This is a genomic window from Glutamicibacter sp. AOP12-B1-11 (genome assembly GCF_052379245.1).
GTDB lineage: Bacteria > Actinomycetota > Actinomycetes > Actinomycetales > Micrococcaceae > Glutamicibacter.
On record NZ_JBQSYL010000030.1, the window covers coordinates 15,169 to 30,118 of the forward strand.

Annotated in this window: 11 protein-coding genes; 1 reads left to right on the plus strand and 10 read right to left on the minus strand. The window is 66.6% G+C overall.

Going from position 1 to position 14,950, the window contains the following annotated elements:
• Nucleotides 1-146: 146 nt before the first annotated feature.
• Together putP and ACT3UQ_RS16115 are read right to left on the minus strand one after the other, a co-directional pair.
• A complete protein-coding gene (putP, locus tag ACT3UQ_RS16110) occupies nt 147-1,652 on the minus strand; it encodes a sodium/proline symporter PutP (protein WP_105554498.1) in 1,506 nt (501 codons plus the stop codon).
• Nucleotides 1,653-1,809: 157 nt separating this feature from the next.
• Nucleotides 1,810-2,754: a LysR substrate-binding domain-containing protein gene (locus ACT3UQ_RS16115; RefSeq protein ID WP_444637529.1), complete on the minus strand. Its 945-nt coding sequence runs from the start codon at nt 2,752-2,754 to the stop codon at nt 1,810-1,812.
• A gap of 259 nt (nt 2,755-3,013) precedes the next feature.
• On the opposite strand from ACT3UQ_RS16115, the gene ACT3UQ_RS16120 reads away from it, so the two are divergent.
• Nucleotides 3,014-6,535 (plus strand): bifunctional proline dehydrogenase/L-glutamate gamma-semialdehyde dehydrogenase, encoded by a 3,522-nt coding sequence (locus ACT3UQ_RS16120; protein ID WP_444637530.1) that lies wholly within the window; start codon nt 3,014-3,016, stop codon nt 6,533-6,535.
• Nucleotides 6,536-6,635: 100 nt separating this feature from the next.
• On the opposite strand, the gene ACT3UQ_RS16125 is transcribed toward ACT3UQ_RS16120, so the two are convergent.
• The 8 genes from ACT3UQ_RS16125 to ACT3UQ_RS16160 all read right to left on the minus strand — a co-directional run bounded on the left by ACT3UQ_RS16125 (nt 6,636) and on the right by ACT3UQ_RS16160 (nt 14,857).
• Nucleotides 6,636-7,301 (minus strand): response regulator, encoded by a 666-nt coding sequence (locus tag ACT3UQ_RS16125; protein WP_444637531.1) that lies wholly within the window; start codon nt 7,299-7,301, stop codon nt 6,636-6,638.
• 16 nt (nt 7,302-7,317) lie between these two features.
• On the minus strand, nt 7,318-8,514 hold the full coding sequence (locus ACT3UQ_RS16130) for a sensor histidine kinase (protein ID WP_444637532.1): 1,197 nt from the start codon (nt 8,512-8,514) through the stop codon (nt 7,318-7,320).
• Between the two features lie 14 nt (nt 8,515-8,528).
• A complete protein-coding gene (locus ACT3UQ_RS16135) occupies nt 8,529-9,638 on the minus strand; it encodes a hypothetical protein (RefSeq protein ID WP_444637533.1) in 1,110 nt (369 codons plus the stop codon).
• 397 nt (nt 9,639-10,035) lie between these two features.
• On the minus strand, nt 10,036-10,644 hold the full coding sequence (locus tag ACT3UQ_RS16140) for a hypothetical protein (RefSeq protein ID WP_444637534.1): 609 nt from the start codon (nt 10,642-10,644) through the stop codon (nt 10,036-10,038).
• 47 nt (nt 10,645-10,691) lie between these two features.
• Nucleotides 10,692-11,864 (minus strand): ABC transporter permease, encoded by a 1,173-nt coding sequence (locus ACT3UQ_RS16145; RefSeq protein WP_096286726.1) that lies wholly within the window; start codon nt 11,862-11,864, stop codon nt 10,692-10,694.
• Entirely contained in the window at nt 11,861-12,742 is an 882-nt protein-coding gene (locus ACT3UQ_RS16150; protein ID WP_096286728.1) for an ABC transporter ATP-binding protein, read from the minus strand. Before ACT3UQ_RS16150 ends, ACT3UQ_RS16145 begins: the two co-directional genes overlap by 4 nt.
• 87 nt (nt 12,743-12,829) lie before the next feature.
• Nucleotides 12,830-13,489, minus strand: a complete 660-nt coding sequence (locus ACT3UQ_RS16155; protein ID WP_096286730.1) for a response regulator — start codon at nt 13,487-13,489, stop codon at nt 12,830-12,832.
• A 9-nt stretch (nt 13,490-13,498) separates the two neighbouring features.
• Nucleotides 13,499-14,857, minus strand: coding sequence for an ATP-binding protein (locus tag ACT3UQ_RS16160; protein WP_181148608.1), 1,359 nt, complete (start codon nt 14,855-14,857; stop codon nt 13,499-13,501).
• Nucleotides 14,858-14,950: the final 93 nt, after the last annotated feature.

The window sequence follows — 14,950 nt, forward strand, 5'->3', positions numbered from 1 at the left end:
CGGGGCGTGATGCGCGCCCGGAGCTGCCCTGCAGTGTCGCGCCGGCCCCGGAGGCGACGCGGTGATTAAAGGAGAAAACCGGCGCCCGCCGAGTGCCGTTGGGCAGTCGGCGGGCGCCGGTTTCGTGAAGAAGAGCGAGGTGCGCGCTAGGCGGTAACCTTCGCGCCGAGTTCTTCTTCCATGGCGGTGAATTCCGCGTCGATCTCCGCGTTCGGCTTGAAGGTCGCCCGCGAAACAAGCCACGCGACAACCAGCGAGACGATGAAGCCCGGCACGATCTCGTACATGTTGCTGGCAAGCACGTCGATGTTGCCCCAGATGTAGACGACCGCGGCACCGGAAACCATACCCGCGAAGCCGCCCAGAGCGGTCAGCTTGCGCCAGTACAGGGCCAGCAGCACGATCGGGCCGAAGGAGCCGCCGAAACCGGCCCAGGCGAAGGAGACCAGGTCCAGGATCGAGGAACTCGGGCTCAGCGCCAGCAGCGTGGCGATCACCGCCACGATCAGCACGCCGGTGCGTCCGAGCATCACCAGTGCCTTAGGCGAGGCCTTGCGTCCGGTGATGTTGTAGAGATCTTCGACCAACGCCGAGGAGCAGACGATCAGCTGCGAGGACATCGTCGACATGATGGCTGCCAGCACGGCCGCCAGCACCAAGCCGGCGATCAGCGGGTGGAAGAAGATCTGGCTGAGCAGCAGGAACACGGTCTCGCTGCTGGCATCGGTCAACGGTTCGTCGGCGAAGTAGGCGACGCCCACCAGTGCGGTGGCGATGGCGCCTGCCGAAGCCAGGAACATCCAGCCGATGCCGATGCGGCGTGCCGTCTTGGCCTCGCCCGGGCTGCGCAGCGCCATGAAGCGCACGATGATGTGCGGCTGGCCGAAGTAGCCCAGTCCCCAGGCGGCGGTGGAGAAAATCGCCACGACCGCGAGGAACCAGTTGCTGCCCGAGAAGGAGGAGAACAGGTTGAAGGCTTCCGGGTTCACCTCGGTGATCTTCGAGGCCAGCGAGCCGAAGTCGCCCATCTGGATGACGGCGACGATCGGCACCGCGATCAGCGCGGTGAACATCAGCAGGCCCTGGGCCACGTCGGTGAGCGAGGCTCCGAGGAAGCCGCCGAACAGCGTGTAGAGCAAGGTGATGACGGCAACGAAGATCATGCCGTTCAAATAAGGCCAGCCGAAGGAAGCTTCGAAGAATTTGCCGGCGGCGACCATGCCCGAGGACACGTAGAAGGTGAAGAACACGAGAATGATGACCGCCGAGGCGATGCGCAGCAGGTGCTTGCGATCCTTCAGGCGCTTCTCGAAGAAGCTCGGAATGGTGATCGCGTTCTGTGAGATGGCGGTGTAGGAACGCAGGCGAGGGGCGACGAACTTCCAGTTCGCCCAGGCACCGATCAGCAGGCCAATGGCGATCCAGGCTTCGTGCAGGCCGCCAAGGTAGATGGCGCCGGGCAGGCCCATCAACAGCCAGCCCGACATGTCACTTGCACCTGCGGATAGCGCTGCCACCCACGGCTTCAGGCCACGGCCTGCGAGCATGTAATCGTCGATATTCGATGTTCGCCTGAAAGCTACATAGCCGATGCCAAGCATCACGGCCATGTAAAAAGCGATTGCGATGATCTGATAAGTCTGGTCAGACATTTTTCCTCATTGCCGTTTTTTGTTCACCGGCGCGTGTTATCGCCCGGCGAACCGCGGATCTAGTGGTGCGAGTCACCACTATTGCACTTATTTTTCTATTTGTCTTGGCTACCTTCCCTGCTCGTTATGGATTTGTAACTTAAAAGACCGTATCGAACTAGTGCGCAGAATCAGAATCGAGTTCCGCGGTTTCGTGTTGAATTGCCAGCTGTTCGTGCACCAGCGTGCGCACCGCCTGGATCGCCGGGGACCGCGCCGAAGAGTGCCGCATCGCGGTGAAAATGGTGCGCACCGGGGCGTTGTGCAGGTCCACGAAACGCAGTTGCCGCTCGAACTGGGTCCACACCAGATCCGGCAGCAGCGCCACCGCGGTGCCGGTCTCGACCAGGGTGACATGTGCCTGAAGGTCGGCCGTTTCGTAACGTACGTCCGGCTCGAATCCGGCCATGCGGCATGACTGCTCCGCCCAGTGCCGGCTTGCCGCGCCGGGCGGCTCCATCACCCATGGGAGGGTGGCGGCATCGGCCAGCGAAGCGGTCCGGTCGAATTCGGCGTTGCCCTCGCCGCCGTGCAGCGGAAGCGCCAGGCGGATCGGGTCGTGCGCGAGGTGGCGCCGATCGAGGGTTTCAAAGATCGGTGCCGCGTGCCCCTGGTACTGTTCGGCGATCACCAGATCGAAGTTGCGCGCGCTGGTTTCGTGCAGCGCTTCCTCGGGCTCGTGCTGGGTCATCTCCACGCGCAGATGCGGATGCACGGAGTGCAGCTTGCGCAGCACCGGCGGCATGATGGCGAGCATCGCGGTCTGGAAAACCGCCAGGCGCACGGTGCCCGAGACGTTGGACATGGTCGCCGCCAGGTCCGCTTCGGCGCGTTCCATCGAGCCGAGCAATTCCTCGGTATGGGCGACGAGAACCTGGGCCTGCGGAGTCAGCTGGAGCTTGCGTCCAATGCGTCGCAAAAGCTCGACGCCGGCTTCGTCTTCGAGCTGGCTGAGCTGTTGCGAAACCGAGGACGGGGAGTAGCGGAGCACATCCGCAACCTCGGCGATCGTTCCTCGGATGCTTAGTTCCCTTAAGAGACGTAATCGTCGCAGTTCAAGCACTGATTCATATCCTATTCACGCGGATGTTAAGTGAAGTTATGCCCGGGCGTTTCGCGCACCCATTAATACATTAGCAAACCCGAACGAAGCTCTTCGGGTTTGTTCACTTTTGCTTAATCAAAGTTGGGGTCATACTCGATCTTGCACACAGCATTTTCGCGGCCAACTATCCGGTGATTCCGTAAGCTCGTCAGCCACAACGAAATTCGCGATCGGTGTATCAATATAAGGACGAACTGCATCGAAGGGAACGGCAAATATGTCATCCTCTATCACCTCACTGCGAACCGTCGCTCCGGCGGTTGACGCAACAGGCAAGCCACTGACCCACCCCACAGAACTTGCCGATGAGACCATCGCTCTGGTCCGCCACTGGCTGACCGAAGCCGCCAAATTCCCGGTCGACGCCTCTGCGGCGCGCCTCGCGGGAGTACTGAAAGATCCCAAGGGCCTGGACTTCACCGTGGGATTCGTCGACGGCGTGATCCGCCCCGAGGATCCAAAGGTCGCGGCCAGCAACCTGAAGCGGCTGGCCCCGATGGTGCCGGCCTTCCTGCCGTGGTATCTGCGCAAGGCCGTCGCCCTGGGCGGCACCATGGCTCCGCTGCTGCCGGGAATCGTCGTGCCCGTGGCCCGCAAGGTGCTGCGTGAAATGGTCGGCCACCTGATCATCGACGCCTCGGATAGCAAGCTGGGCGGCGCGATCTCCAAGATCAAGCGCGAAGGCGTGAACCTGAACGTGAACCTGCTCGGCGAGGCGATCCTCGGCGAGGGCGAAGCGAACCGTCGGCTGGAGGGCACCTCCAAGCTGTTGGCCCGCGACGACGTGAACTACGTCTCGATCAAGGTTTCCTCCACCGTGGCCCCGCATAACCACTGGGCTTTCGACGAGGCCGTGGAGCACATCGTGGACAAGCTGCGCCCGCTCTACGAGCTGGCCAACAACGCGAGCGCGAAGAAGTTCATCAACCTGGACATGGAAGAGTTCAAGGACCTGGAACTGACCATCGCGGTCTTCACCAAGCTCCTGTCGCTGCCGGAGTTCAAGGACCTCTCGGCCGGAATCGTGCTGCAGGCCTACCTGCCCGACGCCCTGGGCGCGATGATCGAGCTGCAGGAATTCTCCGCCGCGCGCGTGGCCGCCGGCGGCGCGCCGATCAAGGTGCGCGTGGTCAAGGGCGCGAACCTGCCGATGGAAATCATGGAAGCCGATATCCACGGCTGGCCGCTGGCCACCTGCCACTCCAAGCAGGACACCGACACCAGCTACAAGTCGGTGCTCGAATACGCGCTGCGCCCGGAACATGTGCAGAACGTGCGCATCGGCATCGCCGGGCACAACCTCTTCGACGTGGCGCTGGGCTGGCTGCTGGCCAAGGCCCGCGGCGTGCAGCACGGCATCGAGTTCGAGATGCTGCTGGGCATGGCTACCGGCCAGGCCGAAGCGGTGCGCCGCGACGTGGGCGAGCTATTGCTCTACACCCCGGTGGTTCACCCGGCCGAATTCGACGTGGCCATCGCCTACCTGATCCGCCGCCTCGAAGAAGGCGCCAGCCAGGAAAACTTCATGTCCGCGGTCTTCGAACTGGAGCAGAACGAGGAATTGTTCGAGCGTGAGACCAACCGCTTCCTCGCCTCGCTGGAAAACCTGACCGACGTGGTGCCCGCAACGCACCGCGTGCAGAACCGCCAGCTGCCCGACGCCTCGCTGACCGAGGTGGTGGCCGGATTCGCCGATGGAACCACCGAGTTCTTCAACACCCCGGACACCGACCCGAACCTGGGCGCCAACCGCGCCTGGGGCGGGGAGATCCTGTCCAAAATGCGCGATTCGAACCTCGGCAAGGACCTGGTCGCCGCCCATACCCTGTCCTCGACCGCGCAAATGGATGAGGCCATCGCCACGGGCGTGGACGCCTCGGCCAGCTGGCAGGCGCTGGGCGTGGCCGGCCGCGCGGAGATCCTGCACCGTGCCGGGCTGCTCTTCGAAGAGCGCCGCGCGATGCTGCTGGAGGTGCTCGGCTCCGAATGCGGGAAGAACATCGACCAGGGCGACGTGGAGATCTCCGAGGCGATCGACTTCGCCCACTACTACGCGCAGCGCGGCCTGGACCTGGAAAACGTCGACGGGGCAAGCTTTGTGCCCTCGAAGCTGACCGTGGTCACCCCGCCGTGGAACTTCCCGATGGCGATCCCCGCCGGGTCGACCATGTCGGCGCTGGCCGCCGGGTCCGCGGTGATCATCAAGCCGGCCACGCTGGCCGCGCGCATCGGCTCGGTGATGGTGCAGACCCTGTGGGATGCGGGAGTGCCCCAGGACGTCTTGCAGCTGGTCTTCGCCGGCGAGCGGAAGCTCGGCACGCAGCTGGTCTCCGACGAGCGCGTTGACCGCCTGATCCTCACCGGCGGCTACGAGACCGCGCAGCTGTTCCGCTCCTTCCGCAAGGATCTGCCCTTGCTGGCCGAAACCTCGGGGAAGAACGCGGTCATCGTCACCCCGCATGCGGACCTGGACTTGGCCGCCCGCGATGTGGTGGCCTCGGCCTTCGGGCACGCCGGGCAGAAGTGCTCGGCCGCCTCGCTGGTGGTGCTGGTCGGCTCGGTGGCCGAATCGCGCCGCTTCAACAGCCAGCTGATCGACGCGGTGAAATCGCTGACCGTCGGCTACCCGTGGAACCCGGAATCCCAGATGGGACCGCTGATCGACGTGCCGGGGGAGAAGCTCGCGCGCGGCTTGACCACCCTGGGCGAAGGGGAGCGCTGGGCCATCGAGCCGAAGCAGCTCGACGAGTCGGGCAAGCTCTACTCCCCGGGCGTGCGCTACGGGGTGCAGCGCGGCAGCGAATACCACCAGACCGAGTACTTCGGTCCGATCCTGGGCGTGATGACCGCGCAGAGCCTTGAAGAAGCAGTCGAAATAGTCAACGACATCGACTTCGGGCTCACCTCCGGGCTGCACTCGCTGGATTCGGAGGAGATGGCCTACTGGCTGGAGAACATCCAGGCCGGCAACATCTACGTGAACCGCGGCATCACCGGTGCCATCGTGCAGCGCCAGCCCTTCGGCGGCTGGAAGCGCTCGGCGATCGGCGCGGGCACCAAGGCCGGCGGCCCGAACTACCTGGTCGGCATGGGCAGCTGGCGCGATGCACCGGTGACCGAAACGGCCACCTTGTCGGCCTTCGACGAGCGGCTGCTGAACGCCGCGGAGCTATCGGGCGAAGACGCCGACTGGTTGCGCGGTGCGCTGGGCAGCGACAAGCTGTGGTGGCACCAGGAGTTCAACGCGGCCAAGGACCGTTCGGGACTGGCCGCCGAGCGCAATATCTTCCGCTACAAGCCGGTGGATGTCACCGTGCGCTTCGAAGCCGCCTCCAGCGGGCACGGCATCACCGAGGCCTTGCGCGTGGTGGCCGCCGGGGTGACCGCCGGTTCCCGGGTGATCTTCTCCGCGGATGCGGACCTGCCACGCGGGGTGCGCAACCTGTTCGCCGAGCACTCGGTGACGGTGGTCCGCGAAGATGCAGAGGCGTTCGCCGCCCGGGCCGCGCGCCTGGCCGCGAAAGAGGGGCCGACCGCGGCCTCGCGCATCCGCTTGATCGGCGGTTCGGCCAAGGCAGTTGCCGAGGCCACCGACGGCAAGCCCGATGTGGCGATCTACGCCTCGCCGGTCACCGGCGCCGGACGCGTGGAGTTGCTGCCGTTCCTGCACGAGCAGGCGGTATCGATCACCGCGCACCGGTTCGGTACGCCGAACCACCTCAGCGACGGGCTGATCTAGTCCGCTAGAGCTCGGCGCGCAGCACTCAGGCCGGTCCGCTTCCTTCCGGGGAGCGGGCCGGCCTGTGCCGTTGGCGCTCGAAGTGCGGCGCGGCAGAATATCAGGGCTCGACCAAACCGGTCCGGTACGCCAGCACGGTGACCTGGGTCCGATCGCGTGAGCCGGTCTTGGCCAGTAGCGAGGAAACATGGGACCGCACCGTTTCAACTCCGAGCACCAAATCCGCTGCGATCTCCGCGTTGGTCATGCCCCGGGCGATGCGGGCAAGCATCTGGCTCTCACGCGTGGTGAGCGGGGGCCCGGTGTAGTCCGTGCTCCGGGCCCGGGGCCGGAGCAATTCGCGGACGGCCTCGGGAAAAAGCAGGCTGGATCCGTGGGCGACGGTGCGCACCGCCTGCACCAGCTCTTCGGCGGTGGCGCGCTTGAGCAGGAAGCCCGAAGCCCCGGCCGCCAGTGCCCCGCGCACGTAGTCGTCGTGCTCGAAGGTGGTCACCACCAGCACCTTCGGCGGATCGGGCAACGCCAGGATCAGCTCGGTGGCGCGAATGCCATCAACATCGGGCATCCGCACGTCCAGGCACACCACATCGGGTTTCGAGCGCCGCACCAGATCCACGGCCTGCGCGCCGTCCGAGGCCTCCCCGACGACCTCCAGGTCCTCCTCGGTCTCCATGATCAGCCGGAACCCCTGGCGCACCAGAGGTTCGTCGTCAACGAGCAGTACGCGCACGCCGTGCGCGCCGGGCGGGGTCGCGCCAGCGTTCATGAACCGTGTCCTTTCCTCAGCAGCGGCAACTCGATGCGTGCCGTCCAGCGATTCTCGTGCAGCCCGATGTCCGCGGTGCCGCCGCAGATCGCCACCCGTTCGCGCACCCCGAGCAGACCGCGCCCACCGCCGGGGCGGCTGCCGCCGGCTCCCGGTGCGTTCTCGACACGCAGCTCCAGGGATTTGCCGGTGTGCCGAACCAGCAGCCGAACCTCCCCGCCGGCGCCGTGGCGCCGTGGCGCCGCGCGTTGCTCAGCAGCTCGGCCACGATGCCGGCCAGCTGCTGGCCGAGCATCTCGGGGAGATCCTCGGGCAGCTCGATGGCCGCCCGGAGCTCCATGCCGTTGCGCCGGTGAGTCTCGACCAGGCTTCCGAGGTCGGTGTGGGAGGGCGCCGCGGCACCGCCCCGAAGCACGGCCAGCATCGCATCGAGCTCGGCCATGGCCGAACGGGCCGTGGATTCGATGGTGTCGAATCGCTCCGCCGCCATCTCCGGGTCGCGCCGTGCCAGCCGGCGGCCGGCGGCCGCTTGAATGCCGACGATGCTCAGCGCATGCCCGATGCCATCGTGCAGCTCTCGGGCGATGCGGTTGTGCTCGGCCTCCCGATCGGCCCGGGCCAGGGCCAGCTGGAGGCGGTCATGGGTGGTGGGTCCGAGGAATCTGCCGACCAGCCGGGCGGCGAGCAGCCCGAGCGGCCACCAGGACAGCAGCGCGGCCAACGCGGTCAGCGCCGCCAGCATGGCTCCGAGCCATCGACCGGGTCCGGTCGACGGAGCAGCGAGCCCCAGCGGCAGGGGGCGAGCGGTCAACAGGTCGAAGGCCGCCGAGCCGGCCAGCGGCAGAACGATCAACAGGCAGCTGGCCACGAAGAGGCCGCCCGCCAGGTGGAACAAGACCCAGAGGACCGTCTGGATCCGGTGTGCGGGGCGCACTGTCAGCGGCGCGACCAGCTCCTGGCGGCTGGAGAGCATGGTTCGCGCTGCGCTGACCTCCACCTCGCGAACACCGGGCACCAAGCCCAGGGCCGCGCCGAGCAGAATCGACCCGGCGGCGATCGCACCGAGCAGCCGCGGCTGCATTGCCCCCTGGCTGGCCGGTGCTTCGGCGACCGTGTACACCAGGACCATGACCACCATGATCGTTGCCGTGGCGATTGCGGCGCCGGACATCAACCAGGCGAACTGCCGGAGCAATCGGGATACGGTGGTCATGGCTCTATCCTTGCCTATGAGCCGCTGTGCGGGCTAGGGGCCGGAGTCCGGATAATCCCCGAGGGGCCGGTGATCCGGCGGTGCCCGACGTAGCCCCAGGCGGCCAGCGCCAGCGCCGGTCCCCAGAGCCAGCAGGGGAACACCAGAGCCATGAGAAAGCTTCTCTCGGACGCTGCTGCCTGCACCAGCAGCGGAACCGCGGTGAAGCAGAGCATCGCGGCAACCGCCCCGGCCGGCAGTGCCGCGGCCATGACGGGGACGGGACGTCCGGCCAGCCAGGGCACCCAGCGCGGGAAGTTCTCGCCCCAGGGGCGGAGCAAGCCCACGGTCAGCACCGCGCCGAGCCACGCGCCGGAGGATAGCGTGATGCCCCAGATGCGGGTCGCGGGGTCGGCCGCCGCGTCCCCGCCGAATATCGGCCAGGGGGTGAACCAGGTCAGCCGGGCCAATGCGTAGGGCAGCGGCCCGCAGGCGGCGATGATGGTGAACACGCGCCGGTGCCGGGTGACCCAGCTGGTGGCCCGGGCGACGAATTCGGTGCCCCGGGCACAGCGGATGGTCACTGCGGCCCATAGGAGCGCGAGAAGCAGCAGCAACGGTCCGAACAAGTTCGCGCCCTGGCCGGCCAGTTGCGCCACGAAGGTGGTGGCCAGGTTGCCCAGCGCCTCGCGGCCCAGCACCGCCGCACCGGCCAGGAGCACAAGCGCCGGCACGCCAAACGTCCAGCGGGCCGCGGGGTAGCGGCGAATCACCTGGACAAGCAGCCCGACGAGCAGCAACGGCATGCACAGCGCGAGCAGGTAGCCGGCACTGGTCAGCGTCGCGCTGCTGCCGAAACCCGCACCCAGCACCAGGGTCAGCAGCGCCGCGCCGGCCATCGTGCCACGACGGCCCAGTGCGCCGGAGAGTGACGCGGCACCGGTGGCCAGCGCGCCCAGGGCGGTGATCAGGAAGACCCGCGTAGCGGTGTCGCCGGAGGTCAGCGCCGCGATGAGGGTGGCGGTCTGCTTCGCGTGAAAAAATGAGTCGGCCGGGTGCAGCAACCAGACCGCGCCGAGGACCGAGGCGAACAACGATGCGGCGGTGGCCGCCAGCAGCAATCGGGGGAGTGTGTATGTGCTCATAGTTCGATTCTTCTCCGCGCCGCTGCCGAGCGCTTCACCCGCGCGGGGGAACTGCATCCCCCGCGCGAGCGATTTTGATGCTGGCCGCGGGCAACCGCCGCAGGCTCACACCGGAGCCCTAGGGGTTCCAGCTGCAGTCACTCCGCGGTACTTGATCCGGATCCAGACAGTGGGGCAGGACCGTCCAGAGCAGCCCGCCCTGGACGGTCGCTTCGATCCGGCCAAGCTCGATCGCCGGGTGACGGTTGAGGCAGGATGATGCCAGATTTGCCAGTCTCGTCTCGCCGCCGTCCAGCCAGACGCGGGCGCAAACCGGCAGTTCTCCGCTGCCGCCGGAATTGGCCGTGAGTTCAATCAGCGGGTGCAGCGCGTTGAGCTTGTCGGCCGGGGCGGGGGCTCAGGATTTTGCGGATAACTGGCCCCGGTAGCGCGCGGCCAGCGCATCGGCGGCCACGGAGAGCAGCGCGGGAAGGATATAGCGGGCGAGCGTGGCCAGCACGAAGAGGGTCAGCGATCCCTCGGGGGCCTGCGCGGCGGCCAGCGCCAGGAAGCCAAAGCCGAGCCCGCTGGCCAGGCCCACGATCCAGCCGGCGGCACCGCGCGGGCGCAGGATGAACCAGCCGGTGAGGGCCACCAGCGGAAGGATCAGGCCCAAGGTGTGGAAGTAGCCGGTGTAGGCGCCGGTCAGATCGAGCGCGGAGACGAAGAACCAGTCGCCGTATTCCACGCTGCCCAGCACCGGGAGCTTGAGCAGCAGATCGAGCAGGAAGCTAAGCATGATGATTCCGATGCCGAAGATTTTTGCCGCACGGGTGATTGGCAACAACCAAAAAGTGGCTAGTACCAGGCAGCGCAGCACCCAGAGGCTGACTACTACCAAGGCGTTCGAACCTAAGACCAGATGGGTCATGGCTAGCGCGGTGTTGCCGGCCAGTCCGAGGATCACCGCGAACCAGATGAAGATGGACAGGGCTGAAAGCTGCATGCGGGGTTTGTTCTCGGTCACCGAATCAAGTGTAGTCAGCGCGGCTGTGTACTGGCTATATTGGCGGTTTAGAGTTCCAGTTTGAGCGCCTTGCGCAGGGTCAGCGCCCCGCCGGTGTGCATCACCGCACGGCGGTAGATCCGTTCGGCGAACAAGATAGTGAACCAGCAGGTAGCCAGCGTAAGGGCCAGTGAGATGAGCGGTTCAACCAGTGAGACTTCACCGCCGAGCAGGCGGATTGGCATCGCGACGGAGGAAACAATTGGCACATAGGAGGCGATGACCAAAAATCCGTCCTTGGCGTAGATTCCGATGAACAGCACCGCCATCAACACACCGACTACCGGCCCAGAGGATTGTTGGAGGTCTTCGGTACGGCTGGCTAGTGCTCCCAGCGTCGCCCAGATTCCGGCGAGGACCAGGAACCCGACGAGGAAGAAGGCCACAAACCAGCCGGCTACTTGCGAGACGACTCCAAGGAACGGGATCTGAACTGGTGATAGATAGGCGGCGAACAGGCCCACGGAGAGGAAGAGCAGCAGCTGGGCCAGCGCGAGAATCACGTTACCCAAGATTTTGCCCGCAAGCAGCTGACGCAGATTGATCGCGCCGGCGAGGATCTCCACTACCCGGTTTTGTTTTTCTTCGATCACCGAGTTGGCTATCGGCATGCCGAAGATGAGTGCTGACATATAGAACAAGAAGGAGAAGAGGAACGCCATAGCCTTGATCATGGAGGCACGTTCGGCGTCCCCATGCATTTGGGTGACCGTTAGTGCACCGTCGCCCGGTAGCTGATCTGCGTTCAGCCCGGCCGAAGTGAGCAGTCGCGCGGTCAACACCTTCTCGGTGGCTTCGCGCAGCGCCCCATGGAGTTTGTCCGGGACTTCATCGGATCCGGTGAGCGTAAATTTATTTGCTGGGCCCTGGCTCAGCGTGGCATCAAGCTCCCCAACATCAAGTTGCGCGGTGGCATCATCGGCCGGTAGCTGTTCGACGTTGATTTTCAGCTGGTCTTCGGCGTCCGAGGCCGCTTGGTTGAGGACGGTGAGACTGGCCTGATCGGTGGCCGCCACCGAAAACTGCGTGGTGCGTGTGGCGAGAAATCCGGTAACGGCGATCGAACCGATGATCAGCAACAGCGTGACCAGGGTGGAGATGATGAAGGCCTTGTCGCGCAGCTTCGTTTCGACTTCGCGCAGGGTGACGATCAGCCAGGCGGGGGTGGCAAGGGTGTTCATGCGATGATCTCCCGGTAGATATCCGCCAGCGCGGGGCGGTGCAGGGCGAATTCGGTGACCGTGCCGCGGGAGAGCGCGTGGGCCAGCACGCGTTGCGCGTCGCCTGGCGTGCCGAAGCTGACCAGGGCGTGCTGCCCGGAGAGGTCGATCACCTCGACCCCCGGCTCGGTGCGCAGCCAGCCGGCGTCGGCGCCCAGGGCCAGGCGGTGCCTGCTGGCTTGGGCGGTGCGCAGCTCGCTGGCCGGGGCGTTGGCCAGGATCTTGCCCTCCTGGATGATGACCAGGTGGTCCACCAGGGTATCGAGCAGATCCAGCTGGTGCGAGGAGAAGAGCACCGGGACGCCGCGGGCCGCGTAGTCGCGCAGGATGGAGCTCATCGCGTCCACCGCCAACGGGTCCAGCCCGCTGAAGGGTTCGTCGAGCACCAGCACGTCGGGTTCGTGCAGCAGCGCGGCGGCCACCTGCACGCGCTGCTGGTTGCCCAGCGAAAGGGCCTCCAGCCTGGATTTGGCCCGGTCCGCCAGGCCGAAGCGGGCCAGCAGGTCCATCGCGCGGGTGCGTGCGGTGCCGCGGGCCAACCCGTGGAGCTGACCGAGGTAGATCAGCTGGTCGATCACCGGCTGCTTGGGATACAGCCCGCGTTCCTCCGGCATGTAGCCGAAGTTGGGGCGGGTGGGCGCGTCCAGGGCGGCCCCGTCCAGGGTGAGCCGGCCGCCGTGGGCGTTGAGCAGTCCCATGATGATGCGCATGGTGGTGGTCTTCCCGGCGCCGTTGGCACCGACGAAGCCGGTCAGCGCCCCGCGCGGCACGGTGAAGCTCACCTCGTCCAGGACCTTGGTTCCGGCAAAGGACCGGGTGATCTGCTGAAGTTCGAGCATGCTCGGTCTTTCTGGCTTGGGAATCTCTTCGCTTGCCTTCCAGCTTAGGAAGGCCGGGGCGGATCCGCCTGATGCTTGGGGATGAAACTATTGGATGAGCCCGGCGCGGTGGGCGTAGAGGGCCGCCTGGACGCGGTCGCGCAGGTGGAGCTTGGCCAAGAGATTCGACAGGTGGGTTTTCACCGTCGCCTCGGACAGGGCCAGCAGGGCGGCGATCTCCTGGTTGTTCTTGCCGCTGGCCAGCGCGGTGAGCACCTGGCGTTCGCGGGCGGTCAGCGCGTGCAGCGCCGCGCTCTCTGCGCCCGGTGCCGAGGTGCCGGGGCGCGCGCTGGTCTTGCGGGCGATGAGCTTGAGCGTGGCCTCCGGGGAGAGCAGCGCGTATCCGGCGTGGATCTGGTGGACCGCGTTGAGCAGCAATTCCGGTTCGGCGTTTTTCAGCAGGAAGCCGCTGGCCCCGGCATCGAGCGCGTCGAAGAGGTAGTCCTCGCGGTCGAAGGTGGTCAGCACGATGATCTTGGTGTCCACGGTGCCCGCGAGCCGCGCGGTGGCCGCGATGCCGTCCAATGCGGGCATCTGGATGTCCATCAGCGCGACATCCGGGGTGCGGGTGCTGATCAGCTCCACGGCTTCGGCGCCGTTGGCGGCGGTGCCGATGACCAGCAGCTGCGGATCGGTTTCCAGGATGAGCTTCAGCGAGGAGCGGATCAGTGGCTGGTCATCGCAGATCACGACGGTAATTTGGCTCATGGGCTTAGCCTAGTTCCCTTCGGGGGATCCGGGCAGGCGCAGCCGGGCGCGGGTGCGCCAGCCGCGCGGGGTGCGCGGGCCGATCTCCACCAGCCCGTGATGCAGCGCGGCGCGTTCGCGGATGCCGCGCAGCCCGAAGCCGCTGCCGGCGCTGTCCGGGCGGGGGGCTCCCTCGTCGGTGACTTCCACCTCCACCCAGGATCCCTGCGCGTCGGTTCCGGAGCGCAGCGCGAGCGTGGCGGCGCGGGCGGTGGAGTGGCGCCGCACATTGGCCAGCGCCTCCCCGCAGATGCGGTAGAGGGCCAGCGAGAGGCCGGGGGCCAAGGAGGCGAAGAAGCCCGGGGCGTGCTCGTCCTCGGAGAGCTGCACGTGCAGCCCGTGCGCGGCGTTCTGCTCTAGCAGCCCGGGCAGCGCCGCCAGCGAGGGCTCCGGGGCGCGGGCGGCGGAATTGCCGGTCTCGGGATCCTGCGGGGACTGCTCGCGCAGCACGCCGAGTAGCGAACGGGTTTCGGCCACCGCGCTGCGTGCCGAGGACTCGATGCCGCGCATCAGTTCGATGGCCTGGGCCGGATCGCGGTCCTGGACCAGCCGGGCGGCGGAGGCCTGGACTCCGACGGAGGCGATGTGGTGGGCGATGACGTCGTGCAGCTCGCGGGCAATGCGCAGGCGTTCGGCGTTGACCGCGCGCGCCGCGAGCTCTTCGGCCTGCGCGGCGATGCGCGCGGCCTGGACGAGCACCAGGGATTTGGCGTAGGAATTCGACCAGCTGGTCAGCCCCAGGAAGATCGCCCCGCCGAAGAAGAGCACGTTGATCAGGAAGCTGTACAGCGGCAAGGCCAGCTCTTCGGGGATCGAGCCCATCGGGTTTTCGACCAGCAGCTGGTTCGCGGCCGAATACAGGTCGCTGGTGAAGAAGGAGAGGACCAGCCACACCGCCATGCTCAGCAGCACCAGGGCCATCGCGGTCCACAGCCCGCGGCGGTTGCGGGCCCAAGCCACGGCCGTGTACAGGCCCAGGAAGTAGGCCAGCTGGGCGCAGAACTGCATGACGACGGTGGCCGTGGCGGGGGAGCTGCCGATCAGGAAGGCGGCCGAAGAGATGAGCATCATCGTGATCGGCCAGCGGCGGCGGAACATCAGCGGCAGGATCAGGGCCGCAAGCAAGGCGAAGGCCAGCGGGCGCTCGGCGCTCTTGCCCGTCTCGGTCAGCGAGAGCACCAGTTCCAGCATGAGCAGCGCCAGCAGGTAGAAGCCCAGCGCCACCGCGATATCGCGGCGCAACGCGGTTGCCGACGGTGCCGCGCGTTCCCAGTCGGCCGGCGGCAGCGAGGGGACCTGGCGGTGCAGCAGCTGCGAAAGGCGGTGCATAGTTCTTCCTGTTCGGTGCATTCGTTGCGGATGCGAGGGCTCTTCCGCACTGGACTTTACCCGCCGACCGGGCCCGGGTGAATGCGCCTTGGG